This window comes from Streptomyces sp. NPDC056296 (assembly GCF_042268605.1).
Taxonomy (GTDB): domain Bacteria; phylum Actinomycetota; class Actinomycetes; order Streptomycetales; family Streptomycetaceae; genus Streptomyces.
Genome location: NZ_JBHJRX010000013.1, coordinates 36,607 through 56,152, shown reverse-complemented (window position 1 = coordinate 56,152; position 19,546 = coordinate 36,607). Strand labels below are relative to the sequence as shown.

Below are 19,546 nucleotides of genomic sequence, written 5' to 3'. Positions count from 1 at the left end.
AGGGAGGACCGCAGCGGAAGGAAAACCGACACAGAAAAAACGCATACGACCCCCCGCCCCCCCCCCCCTGGGTTCCCGCGCTGTTCGCCGGGCTGTCGTGAACGGGCCTTGAGGGCCTGTGTCCGGCGCTAGGTGTATTGACCCGCGGGGTTGTCGTCGGTTGCCAGGGCTCCGCCCTGCCGCCCTCCTCCGCCTTGCAGCTGGACGCACCAGCCCCCGCTCACCCGTGCTGATGAGGCGCCGTCACTTTCCTGCGACCTGATCCGCCGGACAGGCCCTAGTCGGAGATCAGGCCCTCGCGCAGCTGCGAGAGGGTCCGGGTCAGCAGCCGGGAGACGTGCATCTGCGAGATGCCGACCTCCTCGCCGATCTGCGACTGGGTCATGTTGGCGAAGAAGCGCAGCATGATGATCCGCCGCTCCCGGGGTGGCAGCTTGGCCAGCAGCGGCTTGAGGGACTCGCGGTACTCCACGCCCTCCAGCGCCGTGTCCTCGTAGCCCAGGCGGTCCGCGAGCGAGCCCTCGCCGCCGTCGTCCTCCGGGGCCGGGGAGTCCAGCGAGGAGGCGGTGTAGGCGTTGCCGACCGCGAGGCCGTCGACGACGTCCTCCTCGGAGACGCCCAGCACGGCGGCCAGCTCGCCGACCGTGGGGGAGCGGTCCAGCTTCTGGGAGAGCTCGTCGCTGGCCTTCGTCAGGGCCAGGCGCAGCTCCTGGAGCCGGCGCGGGACGCGCACCGACCACGAGGTGTCGCGGAAGAACCGCTTGATCTCCCCGACCACCGTCGGCATCGCGAACGTCGGGAACTCCACGCCCCGTTCGCAGTCGAAGCGGTCGATCGCCTTGATCAGGCCGATGGTGCCGACCTGGACGATGTCCTCCATCGGCTCGTTGCGGGAGCGGAAGCGCGCGGCGGCGTAACGCACCAGCGGGAGATTGAGCTCGATCAGGGTGTCCCGGACGTAGGCACGCTCGGGGCTGTCCTCGTCGAGGGCGGCGAGCCGCAGGAACAGGGAGCGGGACAGGGTGCGGGTGTCGATGGCCTCCGTGGCCGGAAGGGTCTGGGCCGGCACGGCGTCGAGGTTCGGTACGGCTTCGATGGCCTGGACGTCATCGACGGGGCCGAGCGCCTCGATCGTGTCGGGCGCGGTCTCGCTCTCCGCGAGCGCGAGCACCTTCGAGCTGCCCTGGTCTGCGGACATGCCACCCCCTTTGGGTCGCGGGACGGTCGCGGCACACGCTCCCACGCCGGGAACGCAGCCTTCACCTGAATACCGGAGCCGGAGCTCCGGCAAACGCGTCTCCGGCAGAATGTCACATGTCGGCAACGCGCTGTAGTGACATGTCGACATCCGAGACGCGAATTCCCCCTGGAAAAAGGGGGTCTGACGGTCTTTCGGCCCGATTCCGCCCGCAACGGCCCTGGTGAGCGATTCGCTCGCCCCGGTGACTACTGATACACGCTTTCGATATGCGGGGAGGCCGTGTGCCGAGACTACGCGTCGATCCGGTTGGAGGACCTCAACCGCTGGAAACTACGGGCCAGTAGCCGCGAGACGTGCATCTGGGAGACGCCGAGCTCCGCACTGATCTGCGACTGGGTGAGGTTGCTGTAGTAGCGCAGCAGCAGAATGCGCTGCTCCCGTTCCGGAAGCTGGACGAGCAGGTGCCGGACCAGGTCGCGGTGCTCGACCCCGTCGAGGGCGGGGTCCTCGTAGCCGAGCCGGTCGAGCAGTCCGGGTAGCCCGTCGCCCTCCTGGGCGGCCTCCAGCGAGGTGGCGTGGTACGACCGTCCCGCCTCGATGCAGGACAGCACCTCCTCCTCGCTGATGCGCAGCCGCTCGGCGATCTCGGCGGTCGTCGGGGAGCGCCCGAAGGCGGTCGTCAGGTCCTCGGTGGCGCTGTTGACCTGCACCCACAGCTCGTGCAGCCGGCGCGGTACGTGCACCGTGCGGACGTTGTCGCGGAAGTACCGCTTGATCTCGCCGACGACGGTCGGCATCGCGAACGTCGGGAACTGCACGCCCCGCTCCGGGTCGAAGCGGTCGATCGCGTTGATGAGCCCGATGGTGCCGACCTGGACGACGTCCTCCATCGGCTCGTTGCGGGAGCGGAAGCGGGCGGCGGCGTAGCGCACCAGCGGGAGGTTGGCCTCGATGAGCGCCGCGCGCACCCGGTCGTGCTCCGGCGTGCCCGGCGTGAGGCACTTCAGCTCACCGAAGAGCACCTGGGTCAGGGCCCGGGTGTCGGCGCCCCGGCTGCGCTGCGGCGCGGGCTCCGGCGCGGGCGGCTCGGGCTCTCGCGCGGGCGGCTCTTGGGCCTGTGTGGGCGGCTCTTGGGCCTGGGCAGGCGGCGCGGGCTGTGCGGGCGGTGCTTGAGGCGCAGTACTGGCCGGCACGGTCAACTCCACCTCGTGATCTGTCAACTCTTCCGTAACTCATCCGTCAAAAGCGGTCATAGCATCACAAGACATGTGCACTGTGTGCAAGCACCGCATAACGTCGTGTTGAGTGAACGGGGACGTGAGGGCGGCCGTGAACGCGGACGTGTTCACGGCCGGGCTAGAACTCGTAGTCGGCGATCACCCAGGTGGCGAACTCCCGCCACAGCGCGACGCCCGCCTGGTGCGCCGGGTGGTCCACGTAGCGCCGGAGGGCGTCGGTGTCCTCCACGGCCGAGTTGATGGCGAAGTCGTAGGCGATGGGCCGGTCGCTGATGTTCCAGGCGCACTCCCAGAAGCGCAGCTCCTCGATCCGGCCGCCGAGCGCACGGAATGCCTCGACGCCCTCCACGACACGCGGGTCGTCGCGCCGGACGCCTTCGTTCAGCTTGAACAGCACCAGGTGGCGGATCATCACTTTCCTCCGTTGGCGGCCCAGGTCATGAAGTCGCCGACGGCACTCGCCGCGTCGGAGATGCCCTGGAAACCTATCTGGACGTAGTCGGCGGCCTTCGCCGGATCCGTGATGATCACATAGAGCGCGAAGACCACGAGCACGTAGACGGCGATCTTCTTCGCGTTCACCGCCATCGCGGCCTCCCCTGTCCCTTGACGCTCGCCTTCGATCGGTCATGATCGCACGAAGGGCCCCGTCTTTCGACGGGGCCCTTCAAGAGCGGTAGCGGAGGGATTTGAACCCTCGGTGACTTGCGCCACACTCGCTTTCGAGGTCTGTTCGTGCTGGTCAGAGGGTTGTTCAGGATCGTTCGACGCCGTTCGTTCCCGGTTCCTCGCATGTCGCGTGAACGGCTGCGGACGATGCCGAACGGGGCTGAATGAGACGGAAACTGAGACGGAGTGCGGCCCGGTTGACCTGCGCGTCTGCCCCCGGAAGTGTCAGCGGTCGGACGCTTCCAGGGTCGCAATCACGGCGGCGGGGTCGCCCTCGTACAACACGTGGGGCTCGTCTGCCGTGGGAGGTATGAACCGGCCGCGGTATCGCTGGAGGTCGCTCTCCGCGAAGTAGATCGAGTTCGGATCGTCCGCGTGGAACTCGTTGCGCTTGCTGATCCTCGCCCACAGTTCGTCATGACTGGCAGCAAGGTAGACGAGCACGGGGACTGCGCCGGCGTCGGTGGCGATGGCTTGCCACTTGGCCCGATCCTCGGGAGTCCAAAAGCCGTGGTCGACGACGACATCGTGTCCGGCCTTGAGCTGTTCCCGGAGGTCGACCGCCACGTCTTCGAGGATCGGCCGCTCAAGGGTGGGGAAGGTGCCCCGGGGGAAGTCGACCCCGTAGACGCCGTGTCGGCGGTACATCTCCTCATCCGGGCACAGCCGTACGAACCCGCGATCCATGAGGGTGCGGGAGAGCGTGGTCTTGCCAGAGCCGGGGAGTCCGGCCATCAGGACGCAGAACGGGGGGCGTGGGGACATCGGTCTCGTCATGGTTCGGGAGATGGTGGACACCTCTGCTTCGGCTTCCGGCGTGATTGTGCCAGTCCGGCGGGCCGCAAGTAGTGCATCTAGTCGGTCTTCGAGCACGCTCACGAGCGTGTCGTCTGTGACCGTCACGGGGTGACCTCCGATTCTGTGCGCCATGTACGGCCCGGCCCTCCGAGGTCGACGCCGTACTCCACGATGTTGCCCTCGCTGTCGACGAACTTCGCGGTCATCACGACGACCGGTTCGGCCGGCGGGTTGTCGGGATCCAGTTCCAAGAGCCGCGCGTACTCCGGCGTCAGTGGGCAGGCAGAGGCCGTGTCGATGCGGTGACTGATCGGGTGGCCGGTTGCTTGGGCGATGAGCTGAAGCGAGGTTCCCCCCGTCAGCCGTTCGCTCGCTGCTAGCTGCGGGATCAGCTTCCCGTACCGGGCGGGAATCCAGGACGTGCTGTGAGCCACGATGCCGTGCCGGTCCCTGTACACCCGGCTGCGTCGTACGACGTCCGACCCAGCCTCGATGTCCAGTGCCTGTGCCACTTCGGCAGGCGCGGGCACCACGGCCGCCTGGTGCGAGTCGGATCGTTCGCCTGCCCCCCAGCTAGACCCGGTACGGCGTCCCCGGTCCTGCCGCTGGGCACCCGAGGACATCGGGCCCGGGCGGTCCAGGACTTCGGTACCGATGCCATGGATGCCCCGCACAAGTCCCTCGTTGCGCAGCTTGCGAAGGGCCTTCTCGGCTGTCGCGGTGCTGACCTTCCACTCTTCCGACAGGTTCTTGATGCTCGGCAGGAGCGTTCCCGGCTGTAGCTCACCGGACGAAATCAGCTCCATGTAGTGGGCGGCAATCTTCGCGTACGGGGCCCGATTGTCGGCCTGGCCTGCCATGTCGCTTGCTCCTTCTCGTCACTTCCCTGGGGTTCCCTACCTTACCGCTTGGCACCGCAGGGAACCCTAGGGAACCCTAGGGATGTGCCCGCCGGTCGGTTCGCCGGCAAGCGGGCGCTGGACCTCAATGCGCTCTGATTCAGGGCTTATTCGGGGTCAAGGGGCCCGGGACAGAGCGGGCCGAGGGCGCACCCGACCCTTGTCATTCGGGAGGGCTTAGACCGAAAGGTCACGTCTCCACACGCCTACAACGGGGTCTTGCCGCGCTACCTGATACGGGCGCGGTACCCCGAAGGAGACATGCACGCCGCCCCGGCAATCAGCCGTGAAGGGCGCGAGATCGAATCTCGCCCGGGGCACTCCGGCCGCTTCACGTGGCCGTGCCGCGCGTATCGCGCGGCTGATCACCACAACGGCGCGCGCCCCCGGTGCTGGAACACCGGGGGCGCTGTTCGGGCCGTTCTACCTGCCAAGGGAGAGCACGACCCATGAACCACATCGTCACTGTTCAGGACGCTGTTACCGCGTTCGCCGACTTCAGGGAGCCGACGAAGGCGGAGCTGGACGCGATCGAGCAGGAGATGCCCGTGATCCTCGCGGGTGTCGACCTGGTTGACGCGCAGATCACCGCCCTTGACCGCATGCCGAACGAGCTGGACAACCGGCGCATCCGCAGGGCCCGCCGCCGGGTGCTCGCCGCCCGCCGCGAGTTGGCCAACGGCACGGCCGGCGCGAGCCTGCCCGGGGGTGCCGCCTGATGTCCCGTTTCGCCCTCACCGAGTACGACCGCTGGACCATCGTCGCCGCCCGCCATGCGTTGGCGGCTGCGGGGAGCGTGGATTTGCTGGACGGCAGCGCCATGGCCCGCATGATCGGCCGTCTTGAGGTCGCCGTGGAGCGGCTGATCGAGATGGTCGACACGGCACCCGGCGCGGACGTCGTCCAGTGCCCGGCCGCGCACCCGGAGGACCCGACGCCGTGCGGTGGCCCGGTCGTCGTGACCATCGTCGACCGGGAGAACGCCGGCGCCGACGGATGCGAGCACCACGCCGCCCGCATGCTCGCCTCGATCACCGGCGCTCGCCCGGTCGCCAAGCCCAACGCCCCCGCCGGGGTGGCCCTGCGCGTCTTCCGCGCCGCGCACCACACCCACCCCTTCCCGTGGCGGGAGGGCCGGTCATGAACCTTCACCGCAAGGGGCGTGCGGCCCTGGTGCTCGCCCTGGTCGCCGTGGTCGGCATGGCGTTCCGGGTGTCGTGGAACGCGCTTCGGGACATCGCCGGCGCCGTCGGCGCCGACGACACGGCCGCGATGCTGTACCCGTTCGTGGTCGACGGCCTGATGGCGCTCGCCCTGATCGCCACCCTCGTACTCGCCGACGACGCCCGCCGCTTCGCCCTGCGAGTACTCGGGGCCTACACGGTCGCTTCGCTGGTCCTCAACTATGTGCACGGGTTGGTTCCGGAGCTGCACGGCCGCACGGTCGACTGGGGACGGTTGGCCGACTGGGACCCGGCGAACTGGGCCCTGGTCCTGCTCGCCACGTCGCTGCCGGTCGGGTCGATCTACTTCGGTTCCGACCTGGTGGCGAAGGTGTTGCACCACCACCCCGCCCCGATCACGGCCGTGAGCACGAATGTGGAGGAATCGACCGAGACCGATACGAAACGGTCTACGGCTGACCTGCCGGTATCGACCCCGGCGCCGATCACGCCGAACGTGACCGTGCTGCCCCGGCCGGTTGCCGTCGGCTTCCTCAAGTCGGTTGTCCCGGCCAAGCCGCTCCCCTCGATCGCACCGCCGCCCGCCGCACCGATCGAGCGGCGCGCGGTGGCCGCCGAGTCGACCCGCCCGCGCCGCGCGACGGGCCGTGTCCCGGCGGTGGCGAAGTCGACCCATCCGAAGCGCACTCCCGATCAGTTGCTCGCCGAAGCACGCGCGGCGACGGCCGATTGGCCGGACGCGAAGGTGACCGCCGAGGGCATCCGCCGGACGGTGCGCACCTCGCCGGTCAACGCGCGATCGCTGAGGGACACCCTGCTTGCCGAGCGTGCCGCTACGGCGGCTGAGGCCGCGTGATGGGGGCGCTGCCGGTGTTCCGGTGGCGCCTGGCCCCGGACGGCTACGCCACCCGCCGCCAACTCCGTGCACGCGGTTTGCGGCCCGGTGGTCAGGGCGTGGCCGCTCAGCTCGAACGGCCGCGCCGTCGCCGGGAACCGCTGGTCGCTTACCTGTACCGCGTCGACCTGGCCAAGCCCGTACGTCCGATGACCCCGAGCCGGTGGGCGGCGCTCGCCGCTGCTAACCGGGCCCGCCGTATCTGCCCGAAGTGCCGCCGGGATGCGGGCTACGTCATCCCCACGTCGCTCGGGACCTGCGTGACCTGCGTCTACCCCGAACCTTCCGACTGCTTGAGGAGTGCCTGACATGGGCAAGCCCGACACCCGCCGCCTGGACCGCGCCATTCAGCAGGCGAACCGGAAGCTGGCCGCCGTGCAGAACCGCGAGATGTGGCCGCTGGACGGCCGCGAGCGCCGCGCCGTGCTCGCCGGTCTGGCCGGCGGCGGCTACCGCGTCGTACGGGGTGAAAGCCCCGCCCGCGCGGAACGCAAGCTGGAGACCGCCTGGACGTCCGCTGAGACACGGCTGATCGCGGAGATTGCCGCGCTCACGACCGAGCGTCAGCGCGTAGTGACCGAGACCGCGAAGAACAAGGCGGCCAAGAAGTCGTCGGGGTGGTGGTGACCATGCCGCGCACCGGCACGGCGCCCGTCCTGATCTCGCACTTTCACTGCCCGGACTGCGGGCCGCTGGTATTCGGCGTGACCCGGGCCGTCTGCGGCCACGTGATCCCCGCTCCGGTCGTCGGCAACGGGCCCGAGCGCAAGTGCCCGGCCTGCAAGACGGCCATGCGCGCCCACAAGACCAGCCACCGCCGCTGACCCCCTCGGGCGCCGACCCCGTGCCCGGCCGGCGCCCCCTCTCTCGTCCTTCTCGCCCCCTTCGGGGCAGTCAGGAGCCTTCCCGTCATGGGTGACAACGTCGTTCACCTGCATAAGCACACCGACCCGCCCGCCGACACCGCGACCGTGACCACGTTGACCGTGGTCCCCGACCCGCCCGCGCCCAAGCCGGTGCCGCTGTGGGTGCGCTCCGGGCGGGCCGTTAAGCGCATCGCCACCGACGAGCGGACCACGACGGCCGCGCGTGCGGTGGCCCGGCACAGCCTCTACGTGGCCGGCGGGGCCCGGATCGTGGCCCGCCGCACCTGGGACGGCCGGACCGCTGCCCGCTACGAGCGCTACATGCGCACGGCGGAAGCCGCGGGGAACATGGAAGCCGCCGCCGAGTGGGAAGAGCGCGGCCAGCGCTACCGCGAGGCACGCCACCGCCGCCGCATGGACCTGCTGCACTCCCCCCTGGACGCGGCCAAGGGCGCCGCCGTCGGCGCCGGGATGAGCATCGGTGTCCTGATCGCGCTCGGGGTCGTCATGGCCATCAACACCGGCAAGGTCGGGGACGTCATCACGCCCCTGTCGGCAACCGTCGACTTCATCGCCCTGCTGATCCGCATCGTGCAGGTGGTGTGGGGCCCGCTGATCTCGATCGGTCCGTTCCTGGCCCTGCTCGCCCTGTGGGGCGTCGGCCGCCACCAGCAAGCCGCACCCGCATGGGCGCTGCCCGCGAACGTCCGCTCGGGTGAGGGGGAGCCGATCACCCCGTCCATCGTGGTCAAGGCCCTGCGCGACCTCGGGGTGGCGCCGCTGAAGAACGCGATCAAAGAGATGGGTGACGCCGGCGCGTCCATGCTCGGTCCGATCCGGATCGCCGGATGCGGCGTAGAGGTCGACGTGACCCTGCCTTCCGGGGTGGCCACGAACGAGGTGCAGACCAAGCGGCGCAAGCTCGCCGAGAACCTCACCCGGCACGAGCACGAGGTGTTCATCACCATTCCGACCGCCGCCCGCACGGTGCGGCTGTGGATCGCGGACTCGGGGGCGCTGGACGAGCCGATCGGCCCGTCTCCGCTGGCCACGGACGAGTCGCTGACCGCCGACTACACCAAGGGCAAGGCCCCTTGGGGGCAGGATCTGCGCGGGGATGCCGCCGCGCTGAGCCTCTACCAGCGCCATCTGCTCATCACGGGTCTGTCCAACCAGGGCAAGACGGCCGCGCTGCGGGCGCTCGCCCTGTGGGCCTGCCTCGACCGCCGGGTGGAGTTCCGGATCGCTGACCTCAAGGGCGCCGGCGACTGGGCCATGTTCGACGGCCTGGCCACCGTGCTGATCCAGGGTCCGGCCGATGAGCAGGTGATCGAGGCCACCGAGATGGTTGAGGGCCTGGTCGAGGAGATGAACCGCCGGATCGAGATCCGGCGCCGCGACCCGAAGGCAGTGTTCGCCCCGCTCATCGGCATCGTGGACGAAGCACAGGTGGCGTTCATGTGCCCCGTCAAGGACGAGGACGGCCGTCCCTACGGCGGCTCCAAGGCCGTCTCCCGGTACTTCATGGGCGTGCGGAAGGTCCACAACCAGGGCCGGGTGGTCGACGTGCTGCTGTGGGAGGGCACGCAGGACCCCACCGACCAGAACCTTCCGAAGCTCGTGCGCGAGGGCGCCCACACCCGCGCCTCTCTCGCCCTGGGCACCGAGTCCCAGGCCCGGATGGCGCTGGGGGACAAGGCCGTCGACGGCGGTGCCGCCCCGCACCTGCTGCGCCAGGGCCTGGACAAGGGCACCCTCGTCGTCGCCTCGGACGGGATCGAGATCCCCGCCGGGCAGGCGTCCATCACCGTGCGCACGCACTACATCAACGACGAGCAGGCCACCGCCATCACCGACCGGGCCAAGGCCCTGCGCGACGGCGTCACCACCCTGCACGCCATCGACCGGGGCGAGGAGCGTGACCCGCTCGCCGACATCGCCACCGTGCTGGGCAGCGACACCCGCGTGCGCACGCAGGAGGTCATCACCCGGCTCGCCGCGCTCAACGCGGACGCCTACGCCGGGTGGTCGTTCATCGACCTCAAGCGCGTTCTGGACGACGCCGGCGCGGAGCCCTACAAGTCCGACGGCCGCATGGTCGTCGGCCGCGACCGCGTCGCCCGCGCCCTCGCCAACCGCGACACGGACGGTTCCGCTTCCGCCGAATGACGGCAGGGAGCCGACCCCCGACGGGTCAGGGAGGCAGGGAGAACTCCCTGACCGCCTCCCTGACCCGCCTCCCTGCCCCTGACCTGCACAAATGATCGTCCAGGGAGGCAGGGAGGCACACAGGTCAGACCCCTGAAACACCCCTCCACAGCGCCCCCGACAGGGGGTGCCTCTGCCTCCCTGCCCAACCGCCGGAAGGAATTCCGCATGTACCCCGACCACACCCACCACCCGCCCACCGAACGGGCCGTAGAGGTCCACCAGCCCGCCCCGCTTCCGCCCGCCACCGTCACGCCGGCGCCGGTCGTGCCGGTGCAGCCGGGCACGGTCCCGGCGGTGGCGAGCATCGTCCTGCCGGACGGACGCGTCGTCACCGGCTACGCCATCAACCCCGCCCAGCCCGAACCGCTCGCGGCCAAGCCGCCCGTGTCCCGCACGGCCGTGAACGTCGCCCTCGGAGGCCTCGGATTTCTCGCGGTGTGCGGCGGGCTGATCCTGCTCACCTCGTTCATCGCCGCGCTCACCGCGTTCATCACCCAGCTCATCATTCTGGCCGCCGTGATCTTCGGCGGATGGATCGCCGTGCAGATCTTCAGCGCGAACGGCCACCACGACGCCGGGACGACCGTGAACATCCGTCGGGCCGTGTTCAAGCGCAACCACTTCCACGGCTAGCTACGCCAAGGGCGGCCCCCCGATTCCGCCAAGAACACGGGGCCGCCCTTGCCAGCCAGAACCCGTCAAGGAACTGGAGATACCCCAGCATGACGCAACCCACCACCATCCCGCGAGTGCCCGCAGCGCTCCTCACGCCCCGCCGGGAGGGAGCCACGTGAGCACCCTGGCGAGCACCGACCTGACCCGACTGGAGCTGCTTTCGTGGGCCGTCGATGCGGCAGGGCGCGGATGGCACGTCATCCCGCTCCGTCCCGGCGACAAGCGCCCGGCCGGTCACGCCGCGAAGTACTGCCCCGGCACCGCCTACTGTGCCGACGGGCACAAGACGCCGGAGCAGCGCGCCACCACCGACGTGGACCTGTTGGTAGCGGCGTGGACGCACCGCCCCTACAACGTCGGGATCGCGACCGGCCCGTCCGGGCTGCTGGTCGTCGACCTGGACACGCTCAAGCCGCAAGAGCCGAAAGGAACGCCTGACGGCGCCATTTCCTTGCAAGCGCTCTGCGAGCGCGCCGGCCAGACCGTCCCCGACACCCACCGGGTGCGGACCGCGCGCGGTGGGGAGCACCTGTACTTCACCCAACCGGACGGCACCCGGCTGCACTCCACCGCCGGACGACTCGGGAAGAAGATCGATACCCGGGGGTGGGGCGGATACGTCGTCGCCCCCGGCAGCACCACCCCCGACGGCCCGTACACCGTCCTGGACGACCGCGAGCCGGTACCGCTTCCCGGATGGCTGCACGACGCGCTGAAAGCGCCGCAGCGCCCCGCACAGCCTGCCGTGCCGGTGGTCGCCACCCGGGCAGTCGGGTACGCCGCCGCCGCGCTGCGCGGTGAGGTGCACAACGTGGCCACCGCCGCCGACGGCACCCGCAACGCCACCCTGCTGCGCGCCGCGCGGGCCCTCGGCCGGCTGGTCGCGTCCGGCGACCTCGACCGCATCGAGGTTGAGCAGGCTCTTAGTAGGGCGGCGGCGGGCAACGCTACCCAGTCGCAGCGCTACTACGACGACGTGATCACGCGCGGCCTGGACTGGTCCATCGCCCACAACGCGGCCGGCGGGAGGGCGGCATGACCAACCCCCCGCCTACTAAGAGCCACACCCCCACACCGCGACGGCCGCACGCCGCTCCACAGCCTATGGACGCTCCGGCCGTGGGCGAGCCGAAAGGCGCCGCCCGACAGGGCGTCGTGACTGCTCTTCGCTCTGACCCGCAGACGGCCACCGTCACCGGCATCACCCCGGGTCTTCAGATCCGCACGACGGACGTGCCGGTCGCCGACTGGCTCTGTTCCTGCGGGCACCACGAACGCGCCCGGGGCGCCGGTGCCGTCATCGAGCTGCAAGCACGCGTGCGCGTGGGCGTCTGCCCGCACGCCACGACCGAAGGGAGGGCCGCCGCGTGAACGCCATCGACGGGGCCGCGCTGCTCAACGAGGTGGAAGCCTTCCACCGCCGGTTCAACGTCTTCCCGCACGAGGCCGCCTACGTCGCCGTCGCGCTGTGGGACGCACACGCCCACCTGCTCGACTGCTTCGACTCCACCCCCCGGCTCGCCTTCCTCTCCCCCGAGCCGGGGTCGGGCAAGTCACGGGCGCTGGAAGTCGTGGAAACCCTCGTGCCGCAGCCCATGACGGCCGTCAACGCGTCCGCCGCCGCCCTGTTCCGGTCGGTGTCCAACCCCAACGGACGGCCCACGATCCTGTTCGATGAGATCGACACGATCTTCGGGCCCAAGGCAGGGGACAACGAGGAACTGCGCGGATTCCTCAACGCCGGCCACCGCCGCACCGGCGTCACCTACCGGTGCATCGGCGACGGCGGCAACCAGACCGTTCAGGCGTTCCCCTCGTACTGCGGGGTCGCGGTCGCCGGACTCGGAGCACTGCCGGACACGATCATGACCCGCTCGGTCGTGATCCGGATGCGGCGCCGGGCCCGCAACGAAACCGTGGAAGCCTTCCGCGCCCGCCTCCACGAAGCAGAGGGCCACAAGCTCCGTGACCGGCTCGCACAGTGGACGGAGCAGGCGCGCGACTCCGTCATGGGGGCGTGGCCGGAGATGCCCGAGGGCGTGACCGACCGGCCGGCGGACGTGTGGGAACCCCTGCTCGCCATCGCCGACGCAGCTGGCGGCGACTGGCCCACCCGGGCCCGCGAAGCCTGCGTAACCCTGGTGACCGCCTCCAAGGCCAACGACAAAGGCAGTCTCGGGGTCCGGTTGCTGACCGACCTGCGCGATCACGTCATGGCCGGTATCGACCGGCTTCCCACCGTCGCGATCCTGGACCGGCTCAACGCCCTGGACGATGCCCCGTGGGCGGACCTGCACGGCAAGCCGCTCGACAACCGGCGGCTGTCCAAGATGCTCGCCGAGTACATGACGGCGGACAACGAGCCGATCGCCTCCCGCAACATCAAGACCGCCGGAAGCGTCCTCAAGGGCTACTACAGCGCCGATCTCGCCGACGCGTGGGCCCGCTACTGCCCCCCACCCCCGGAAAGTCCGCTACCTCCGCTACCGGGCACCGAAAACGTGGCCTGACCAGCACTAACGCGGTAGCGGCAACCGGGTTCGGTTGCCGCTACCGTCCCGCTACCCATCCGCTACCGCTACCCCTTCCCGCTACCTCCAACAGGCCCCTGACCTGCACGGTAGCGGCGGTAGCGGAAGTAGCGGCCCTCAGAGGGACCCCCGACGGACCGTCCTAGAGGAGACCTTCCATGAGCACCGCCGCCGTGGAGATCGCACCACTTGCTGAGGCCGGCGCCCCGGCCCCCGTATTCCTGACCGTCGAAGAGGCCGCCCGTTGCCTCCGCATCGGTCGCACCACCTGCTTCGCCCTCATCCGCACCGGAGAGCTGGAGTCCCTGACCATCGGCGGACTCCGACGCGTCCCCGCCGATGCCCCTGCCGCCTACCTCGCCCGCCGCCGCGCCGAACAGCGCGCCGCCTGATTCGCCTCATACCGGGACGCCACCTCACGGGGTGGCGTCCCGGCCGTTTCACCCACCCCAACCCGAAGGAGTCCGCCCGTGGCGGAAGACAAGAAGCGCACCCGACAGCCCAACGGTCGCTCCTCCATCTACCAGGGCAAAGACGGCAAGTGGCACGGACGCGTCACCGTCGGAATCCGTGACGACGGCCGACCCGACCGCCGCCATGTCGAACGCAAGACCCGGGCCGAGGTGACGGCGGCGGTCCGTGAGCTGGAGAAGCAGCGCGACGGTGGAGCGGTACGCAAAGCGGGCCGCGCCTGGACGGTCGAGGCGTGGCTGACCCACTGGGTCGAGACCATCGCCCCGCTCGCCGTCAACGAGAACACGATGGTCGGGTACGGCGTCGCTGTGCGGAAGCATCTCATCCCAGCGCTCGGGGCCCACCGTCTCGACAAGCTCGGGCCGGAGCACATCGAGCGCTTCTATAGGCGGATGCAGGCGGACGGCCGGCGGGCGGGCACGATTCACCAGATTCACCGCACCTTCCGCACTTCGCTCAATGAGGCGGTCCGGCGTGGTCACCTCACCCGCAATCCGGTGCAGCTTGCCAAGGCCCCTCGGGTCAGTGAGGAGGAGATCGAGCCGTTCACCGTCGAGGAGGTCAAGCGGCTCTTGCGGGCCGCCGACGACCGGCGCAACTCCGCTCGATGGGCCGTCGCTCTCGCCCTCGGTCTGCGACAGGGTGAGGCACTGGGCCTCAAGTGGGCCGATGTGGACATGGAACGCGGTGTCCTGATGGTCCGCCGTAGCCGACGCCGCCCGCGATACGCCCACGGATGCGGCGACACGTGCGGCCGAAAGGCCGGGTACTGCCCGCAGCGCCAACGGACCAACCCGGAGACGGCCGACACGAAGTCCCGCGCGGGCCGGCGGTCGGTCGGCCTGCCCGCACAGCTCGTTGACCTGCTCCGGGTTCACAGGGCGAAGCAGGACAGCGAACGGGCGGCGGCGGGCGAGAAGTGGGCGGATGAGGGCTGGCTGTTCGCCACGCCGGACGGGCGCGGCACCCCGCCCCGCACCGACTATGACGACTGGAAGGAGCTGCTGACCGCCGCCAAGGTGAGGGACGGTCGTCTGCACGACGCCCGGCACACCGCCGCCACGGTGCTGCTGATCCTCGGAGTCTCGGAGCGCGCCGTCATGGGCCTCATGGGTTGGTCGACCACGGCTATGGCCGCGCGGTACCAGCACATGGTTGACACCGTTCGGGTGGATGTGGCCCGGCAGGTTGACGGGCTCATCTGGAAGCCGGAAGCCGGGGGTTCCGGGGAGGACGACGACGGGGCCGCCGGGGCGCTCGTACCGGTCAACTGAGACGGAAACTGAGACGGAGATGCACGAAGGGTCCGGCTCGATGAGCCGGACCCTTCGTCTACCTGCGGTAGCGGAGGGATTTGAACCCTCGGTGACTTGCGCCACACTCGCTTTCGAGGCGAGCTCCTTCGGCCGCTCGGACACGCTACCGAGAGAGACCTTACAGCACAGTGCGGCATGGTTTGAAATCGGTATCCGGAGCCCCGCGGGCCACCGGCCGGTGCCGGTCAGCGGTCGCGGAAGAAGTCCGTGAGCAGGCGGGCGCAGTCGTCCGCGAGCACGCCCTCGATCACTTCGGGGCGGTGGTTGAGACGCCGGTCGCGCACGACGTCCCACAGGGAGCCGGCCGCGCCCGCCTTGTCGTCGCGGGCGCCGTAGACGACCCGGTCCACGCGGGACTGCACGAGCGCGCCCGCGCACATCGTGCACGGCTCCAGGGTGACGACGAGCGTGCAGCCGGCCAGCCGCCACTCGCCGACCGCCGCGGCGGCCCGCCGGATCGCGAGGACCTCGGCGTGGGCCGTGGGGTCGCCGGTGGCCTCGCGTTCGTTGTGCCCGGCCGACAGCACGGTCCGCCCGTCCGGCGCCAGTACGACGGCGCCGACGGGGACGTCCCCGCCCCGGGCGGCCCGCCCGGCCTCGGCCAGGGCGAGCCGCATCGCGGCCCGCCACGGGTCGCGCACCGGGTCGGGCACCGGCTCGCGCGCCGGGTCGGGCGGGCCGTGCGGGACGGGGTGGTCCGCCGGTTCTCCTTCTCGGTCCTGTTCGGTCGGCACGGTCAGCGGACGGTCTCCAGGACATCGGAGGCGCCCAGGGCCTCGGCGATCTCGCCGACCGCGTCCCCGGACATCGAGCGCAGTTCCTTCTCGCTCACGCCCAGGTCGTCGAGGACCTCGGCGTCACCGACCGGGCCGTGCGGCACGGCCTCACCCGTACCGGCGGCCGTGTCGCCGCCGTCGCCGCCCTCCTCGTCGTCCTCGTCGTCGGATTCACCGTCCTCCGTGCCGTCGAGGTCGAGGGCGTCGAGGTCGTCGCCGTCGTCACCGGGGTCCCGGCCGAGCAGCTCGTCGGTGAGCAGGATCTCGCCGTAGCTGCTGCGGGCGGCGGCGGCGGCGTCCGAGACATAGATACGGGGATCCTCCTCGCCGTCCACCCGGACGACTCCGAACCACGCGTCCTCCTGCTCGATCAGCACGAGCACCGTGTCCTCGTCGGGAGAGGCTTCCCGGGCCAGGTCGGCCAGATCCGACAGGGTCTCCACATCGTCGAGCTCTGTATCGCTCGCTTCCCACCCGTCTTCGGTGCGCGCGAGCAGTGCGGCGAAGTACACCGTGACTCTCCCACTGGTCATAGGCGTGCCGGTTGGGGATCCCCCCGGCGGAGGCTACGGGCGGGGGAGCGGTGCTCCGAGCCCCACCCACTCGGAATCGTGGCAGAAACAAGGCCCTCAGGGGACGTCTTCGGCGCCCTGTGTCCGGCAGTTTCGTGTTCAGCGGTGTCGGCCAGGGTCCCGGGAGTACCTACCCGGGCAGCCACCCGTCAGCGCACTTGTCGCAGCCACGTGCGGATCGTACGCGGATTCTCGCGGCGCCCGCGTACGCCCGTCGTCGTAACGTCGGCGCGGCGCGCGATCTTCCCCGGACCGGTCGGAAAGTCACCAGCGGAAGGTGCGCATGCGCATCGCGTGGCGCAGCCGGGCGGCCTTGGCGCGGCGCGGCTGGACGCGGTCCCGCAGTTCCCTGGCCTCCGCCAGGTCGCGCAGGAACTGGGCCCGGCGCCGACGGCGTTCGGCCTCCCTCTCCAGCTCCGTACTCCGCTCCGCCCCGCGCGCCGTCCCCGGCTCCTTGCCGGGGGACGGCGTGTCGTGGAAGTCCCGGTCAGGCACAGTCTCACCACCCAGCGTCCGTCCCTCCCACCTTCCCCCGGTCGGGCGGTTTGACGCCGGTGAACGGGTGGAGCCGGGGCCGGGGCCTTGCCCGCCGGGGGGACGCCGGCCCCGCAGGGCCCGGTTACTGTGGGGGACATGCGTCTCCACGTCGTCGACCACCCCCTGGTCGCCCACAAGCTCACCACGCTGCGCGACCAGCGCACCGACTCCGCGACCTTCCGCCGTCTCGCCGACGAGCTGGTCACCCTGCTCGCCTACGAGGCCACGCGCGACGTGCGCACCGAACAGGTCGACATCCACACGCCGGTCTGCCCGACCACCGGCGTCAAGCTCTCCCACCCGCGCCCGCTGGTGGTGCCGATCCTGCGGGCCGGCCTCGGCATGCTCGACGGCATGGTCCGGCTGCTGCCGACCGCCGAGGTGGGCTTCCTCGGCATGATCCGCAACGAGGAGACGCTGCAGGCCTCCACGTACGCGACCCGGATGCCGGAGGACCTCTCCGGACGTCAGGTGTACGTCCTGGACCCGATGCTGGCCACCGGCGGCACCCTGGTCGCGTCGATCCAGGAGCTGATCAAGCGCGGCGCCGACGACGTGACGGCCGTGGTGCTGCTCGCCGCCCCCGAGGGCGTCGAACTCATGGAGCGCGAGCTGGCGGGCACCCCGGTGACGGTCGTGACGGCCTCGGTCGACGAGCGGCTCAACGAGCAGGGCTACATCGTGCCGGGCCTCGGCGACGCGGGTGACCGGATGTACGGGGCGGCCGAGTAGGTCTTCCAGGGCCTCGTACGGCTGCTCAGCAGCTCTTCTTCTCCGCGGCGGACGCCGGCTGCGGCGCCGCCAGCTCGGCCAGCGCCGCGTCGGCGTCCGCCTGCTTCGCGAGGCCCTTGAAGCCGTTGCCGATGATCAGGTCGACGGCGTCGCCCTTGCGGGCCGCGTCGGTACGGCGTTCGGCGGCGGGGAGCTGGGTGCCGAGCACGGGCAGCGAGGTCTTCGGGGAGGCGGCCGGGCCGAGCAGGAGGCCGGTGCCGTCGACCTTCTTGTCGTACTTCTTGGGCGCGTTGCTCACGTCGCCGATGCGGAAGCCGCGCTTCTTCAGTTCGTCGGCGGTCTTCTGCGCGAGGCCGCTGCGGGTCGTCGCGTTGAGGACGTTGACGGTGACCTGGGCGGGCTTCGGCACGGCCACGGCGGCGGGTGCGGCACTCGCCTTCGCGGCCGTGGTCCCGCAGTCCGTCCCGGCGCCGGCCGCCGAGGCCTTGTCGCCGCCGGTGAAGACGTCGATGAGCTGCAGCGTGCCCCAGCCGAGCCCCCCGAGCACGGTGACACAGGCGACGGCCACGACCGCGAGGCGGCCGCGTCGCCGGACCGGTCGCATCCGCGGGTACTTGTCCCCCGTGATCTTGTACTGGCCGCCCATGCCAGGGGGAGTGAGCATGCTCATGGGCGCAGCGTAGTGCGCTCCGGCGGCGATGCCTATTAGATGATCAGTCGGCGTTCCGCGGTTCGGCGCAATGCAACCCGAAAGGGTCAAGCCGAGGCGTCGAGCGGGCGGACGCGAGGGCCGTCGCGGGTGGGTGCGAGGGGGTGGCGGGGGTGTCGCGGGTCCCGGTCAGTCGAGTTCGAGGACCCGCGCGTGCAGCACCTGGCGCTGCTGGAGCGCCGCGCGCACCGCGCGGTGCAGACCGTCCTCCAGATACAGGTCGCCCTGCCACTTCACGACGTGCGCGAAGAGGTCGCCGTAGAAGGTGGAGTCCTCGGCGAGGAGTGTTTCCAGGTCGAGCTGGCCCTTGGTCGTCACGAGCTGATCGAGGCGGACCGGGCGCGGCGCGACGTCCGCCCACTGCCGGGTGCTCTCCCGGCCGTGGTCGGGGTACGGCCGGCCGTTTCCGATGCGCTTGAAGATCACACGGAAAGCCTACCGGCCAAGACGTTGCGGGCGCAGCCATGGCGCCGGAGTGCGGCGCTGGAAATGACGCCGTAAACGGGGGCAAACGGGTACGGGGGCCCGGGACGGGTGACCGTGAGTGCGCTCCGCCGGTGGCGGAGGCGGTGTCGGACCCGCCTCCGCCGCGCGGGCGGCCGCGTCAGTCACGCCTCCCTTCCCGCGCGGGCGGCCGGGGTTCGCTCGGGGCCTGCGGCCTGCCGGTGTCGGGTTTGGGGGTGCTGCGGGCGGCCTCGGCGCGCAGGAGGGCGCGCAGGACGGCGTAGGGGTCGTTGAGCATGGCTGGTTCCTCGTTCCGGGTCCGGGTGTCGCGTTCCGCGTTGGTGTGGTGGGCCGACGACCGGTGCGGTGGCGCCGGTCCGGCCCGGTCAGCAGCGCAGGACCACGGAGCGTGGGCCGGGCGGGGAGGGCGGCGGCCCGGTCGGAACGGGTGGTGCGAGGGTCCGGTCGGGGAGGGTGTGGCGGCCGGTCGCCGGGGGCGGTGGGACGGACAGGGTCACGACGGTGCGTCGGACGCTGCGGGCCGGTGTGCGCAGGGCGGTGTCGAGGTGGTCGTACTCACCGGCGCCGCCGCCCGGGCCTCCGCCGCCCGGAACACCGCCGCCGAATCCTCCGCTCCCGCCGGCCACCAGGGCGGTAGGTGCCGCCTGGGCCGTCGCGTGCGTGCAGGGCACGATCAGGGCGAGCAGCAGAACCAGGGCCCGCAGGCAGGCGCGGCGGCATCAAGAGCGGGTCGGAAAACCAGCGAAAAACCACCCTCCGCCACAGTCGGGCAGGAGGCAGGATGGAGCAAACGGGTTC

The 19,546-nt window shown here is 70.8% G+C and carries 27 protein-coding genes and 1 tRNA gene; 14 read left to right on the top strand and 14 right to left on the bottom strand.

Features of this window, described 5'->3' with window-relative positions; all coding sequences use genetic code 11:
- Window positions 1–277: 277 nt before the first annotated feature.
- From ACFCZF_RS12150 to ACFCZF_RS12125, 6 genes are all read right to left on the bottom strand, one after another.
- Window positions 278–1,198, bottom strand: a complete 921-nt coding sequence (locus tag ACFCZF_RS12150; protein ID WP_375922566.1) for an RNA polymerase sigma factor SigF — start codon at window positions 1,196–1,198, stop codon at window positions 278–280.
- Between the two features lie 293 nt (window positions 1,199–1,491).
- Window positions 1,492–2,394 (bottom strand): RNA polymerase sigma factor SigF, encoded by a 903-nt coding sequence (locus ACFCZF_RS12145; protein WP_376671587.1) that lies wholly within the window; start codon window positions 2,392–2,394, stop codon window positions 1,492–1,494.
- A 163-nt stretch (window positions 2,395–2,557) separates the two neighbouring features.
- Window positions 2,558–2,851 carry a Dabb family protein gene (locus ACFCZF_RS12140; RefSeq protein ID WP_376671586.1) on the bottom strand — a complete coding sequence of 98 codons (294 nt, stop codon included), beginning with the start codon at window positions 2,849–2,851 and terminating at the stop codon, window positions 2,558–2,560.
- Window positions 2,851–3,027 (bottom strand): hypothetical protein, encoded by a 177-nt coding sequence (locus tag ACFCZF_RS12135; RefSeq protein ID WP_210962193.1) that lies wholly within the window; start codon window positions 3,025–3,027, stop codon window positions 2,851–2,853. The genes ACFCZF_RS12140 and ACFCZF_RS12135 overlap by 1 nt, the downstream gene beginning before the upstream one ends.
- A 306-nt stretch (window positions 3,028–3,333) precedes the next feature.
- Window positions 3,334–4,011 carry an AAA family ATPase gene (locus ACFCZF_RS12130; protein WP_376671585.1) on the bottom strand — a complete coding sequence of 226 codons (678 nt, stop codon included), beginning with the start codon at window positions 4,009–4,011 and terminating at the stop codon, window positions 3,334–3,336.
- Window positions 4,008–4,766 (bottom strand): GntR family transcriptional regulator, encoded by a 759-nt coding sequence (locus tag ACFCZF_RS12125; protein ID WP_376671584.1) that lies wholly within the window; start codon window positions 4,764–4,766, stop codon window positions 4,008–4,010. Before ACFCZF_RS12125 ends, ACFCZF_RS12130 begins: the two co-directional genes overlap by 4 nt.
- A 488-nt stretch (window positions 4,767–5,254) precedes the next feature.
- Between ACFCZF_RS12125 and ACFCZF_RS12120 the strand changes: the two genes are divergently transcribed.
- The 13 genes from ACFCZF_RS12120 (at window position 5,255) to ACFCZF_RS12060 (ending at window position 14,915) form a co-directional block, all read left to right on the top strand.
- The gene (locus ACFCZF_RS12120; protein WP_376671583.1) at window positions 5,255–5,524 is read left to right on the top strand and encodes a DUF6284 family protein; all 270 of its coding nucleotides are present in this window, start codon (window positions 5,255–5,257) and stop codon (window positions 5,522–5,524) included.
- Window positions 5,524–5,949 carry a hypothetical protein gene (locus ACFCZF_RS12115; protein WP_376671582.1) on the top strand — a complete coding sequence of 142 codons (426 nt, stop codon included), beginning with the start codon at window positions 5,524–5,526 and terminating at the stop codon, window positions 5,947–5,949. The genes ACFCZF_RS12120 and ACFCZF_RS12115 overlap by 1 nt, the downstream gene beginning before the upstream one ends.
- Window positions 5,946–6,845: a DUF2637 domain-containing protein gene (locus ACFCZF_RS12110; RefSeq protein ID WP_376671581.1), complete on the top strand. Its 900-nt coding sequence runs from the start codon at window positions 5,946–5,948 to the stop codon at window positions 6,843–6,845. Before ACFCZF_RS12115 ends, ACFCZF_RS12110 begins: the two co-directional genes overlap by 4 nt.
- Window positions 6,845–7,192, top strand: a complete 348-nt coding sequence (locus tag ACFCZF_RS12105) for an RRQRL motif-containing zinc-binding protein (protein WP_376671580.1) — start codon at window positions 6,845–6,847, stop codon at window positions 7,190–7,192. Before ACFCZF_RS12110 ends, ACFCZF_RS12105 begins: the two co-directional genes overlap by 1 nt.
- Before the next feature lies 1 nt (window position 7,193).
- Complete coding sequence (locus ACFCZF_RS12100; protein WP_376671579.1) at window positions 7,194–7,511, top strand: hypothetical protein; 318 nt, start codon at window positions 7,194–7,196, stop codon at window positions 7,509–7,511.
- The gene (locus ACFCZF_RS12095) at window positions 7,502–7,708 is read left to right on the top strand and encodes a hypothetical protein (RefSeq protein WP_376671578.1); all 207 of its coding nucleotides are present in this window, start codon (window positions 7,502–7,504) and stop codon (window positions 7,706–7,708) included. Before ACFCZF_RS12100 ends, ACFCZF_RS12095 begins: the two co-directional genes overlap by 10 nt.
- Window positions 7,709–7,795: 87 nt before the next feature.
- Window positions 7,796–9,919 carry an FtsK/SpoIIIE domain-containing protein gene (locus ACFCZF_RS12090; protein WP_376671577.1) on the top strand — a complete coding sequence of 708 codons (2,124 nt, stop codon included), beginning with the start codon at window positions 7,796–7,798 and terminating at the stop codon, window positions 9,917–9,919.
- 207 nt (window positions 9,920–10,126) lie between these two features.
- Complete coding sequence (locus ACFCZF_RS12085; protein WP_376671576.1) at window positions 10,127–10,594, top strand: hypothetical protein; 468 nt, start codon at window positions 10,127–10,129, stop codon at window positions 10,592–10,594.
- 157 nt (window positions 10,595–10,751) lie between these two features.
- Window positions 10,752–11,675 (top strand): bifunctional DNA primase/polymerase, encoded by a 924-nt coding sequence (locus ACFCZF_RS12080; RefSeq protein WP_376671575.1) that lies wholly within the window; start codon window positions 10,752–10,754, stop codon window positions 11,673–11,675.
- An 80-nt stretch (window positions 11,676–11,755) separates the two neighbouring features.
- Complete coding sequence (locus tag ACFCZF_RS12075) at window positions 11,756–12,007, top strand: hypothetical protein (protein ID WP_376671574.1); 252 nt, start codon at window positions 11,756–11,758, stop codon at window positions 12,005–12,007.
- On the top strand, window positions 12,004–13,146 hold the full coding sequence (locus ACFCZF_RS12070; protein WP_376671573.1) for a DUF3631 domain-containing protein: 1,143 nt from the start codon (window positions 12,004–12,006) through the stop codon (window positions 13,144–13,146). The genes ACFCZF_RS12075 and ACFCZF_RS12070 overlap by 4 nt, the downstream gene beginning before the upstream one ends.
- A gap of 179 nt (window positions 13,147–13,325) precedes the next feature.
- On the top strand, window positions 13,326–13,559 hold the full coding sequence (locus ACFCZF_RS12065; protein ID WP_337306765.1) for a helix-turn-helix domain-containing protein: 234 nt from the start codon (window positions 13,326–13,328) through the stop codon (window positions 13,557–13,559).
- A 78-nt stretch (window positions 13,560–13,637) separates the two neighbouring features.
- Window positions 13,638–14,915, top strand: a complete 1,278-nt coding sequence (locus ACFCZF_RS12060; protein ID WP_376671572.1) for a tyrosine-type recombinase/integrase — start codon at window positions 13,638–13,640, stop codon at window positions 14,913–14,915.
- A 65-nt stretch (window positions 14,916–14,980) separates the two neighbouring features.
- Here ACFCZF_RS12060 and ACFCZF_RS12055 read toward each other — a convergent pair.
- The 4 genes from ACFCZF_RS12055 to ACFCZF_RS12040 all read right to left on the bottom strand — a co-directional run bounded on the left by ACFCZF_RS12055 (window position 14,981) and on the right by ACFCZF_RS12040 (window position 16,800).
- Window positions 14,981–15,065 (bottom strand) — tRNA-Ser (locus ACFCZF_RS12055).
- A 77-nt stretch (window positions 15,066–15,142) separates the two neighbouring features.
- A complete protein-coding gene (gene tadA, locus ACFCZF_RS12050; RefSeq protein ID WP_376671666.1) occupies window positions 15,143–15,574 on the bottom strand; it encodes a tRNA adenosine(34) deaminase TadA in 432 nt (143 codons plus the stop codon).
- A 119-nt stretch (window positions 15,575–15,693) separates the two neighbouring features.
- Complete coding sequence (locus ACFCZF_RS12045; protein WP_375922618.1) at window positions 15,694–16,245, bottom strand: hypothetical protein; 552 nt, start codon at window positions 16,243–16,245, stop codon at window positions 15,694–15,696.
- A gap of 324 nt (window positions 16,246–16,569) precedes the next feature.
- Window positions 16,570–16,800: a hypothetical protein gene (locus tag ACFCZF_RS12040; RefSeq protein ID WP_375922575.1), complete on the bottom strand. Its 231-nt coding sequence runs from the start codon at window positions 16,798–16,800 to the stop codon at window positions 16,570–16,572.
- A 138-nt stretch (window positions 16,801–16,938) separates the two neighbouring features.
- Between ACFCZF_RS12040 and upp the strand changes: the two genes are divergently transcribed.
- Window positions 16,939–17,574: a uracil phosphoribosyltransferase gene (gene upp / locus ACFCZF_RS12035; RefSeq protein WP_121747899.1), complete on the top strand. Its 636-nt coding sequence runs from the start codon at window positions 16,939–16,941 to the stop codon at window positions 17,572–17,574.
- A 25-nt stretch (window positions 17,575–17,599) separates the two neighbouring features.
- On the opposite strand, the gene ACFCZF_RS12030 is transcribed toward upp, so the two are convergent.
- The 4 genes from ACFCZF_RS12030 to ACFCZF_RS12015 all read right to left on the bottom strand — a co-directional run bounded on the left by ACFCZF_RS12030 (window position 17,600) and on the right by ACFCZF_RS12015 (window position 19,419).
- Window positions 17,600–18,220: a LytR C-terminal domain-containing protein gene (locus ACFCZF_RS12030; protein WP_375922620.1), complete on the bottom strand. Its 621-nt coding sequence runs from the start codon at window positions 18,218–18,220 to the stop codon at window positions 17,600–17,602.
- A gap of 192 nt (window positions 18,221–18,412) precedes the next feature.
- Entirely contained in the window at window positions 18,413–18,709 is a 297-nt protein-coding gene (locus tag ACFCZF_RS12025; RefSeq protein ID WP_003999914.1) for a type II toxin-antitoxin system VapB family antitoxin, read from the bottom strand.
- Window positions 18,710–18,887: 178 nt separating this feature from the next.
- Window positions 18,888–19,025 (bottom strand): hypothetical protein, encoded by a 138-nt coding sequence (locus ACFCZF_RS12020; protein WP_375922582.1) that lies wholly within the window; start codon window positions 19,023–19,025, stop codon window positions 18,888–18,890.
- Between the two features lie 88 nt (window positions 19,026–19,113).
- A complete protein-coding gene (locus ACFCZF_RS12015; RefSeq protein ID WP_376671571.1) occupies window positions 19,114–19,419 on the bottom strand; it encodes a hypothetical protein in 306 nt (101 codons plus the stop codon).
- Window positions 19,420–19,546 lie beyond the last annotated feature (127 nt).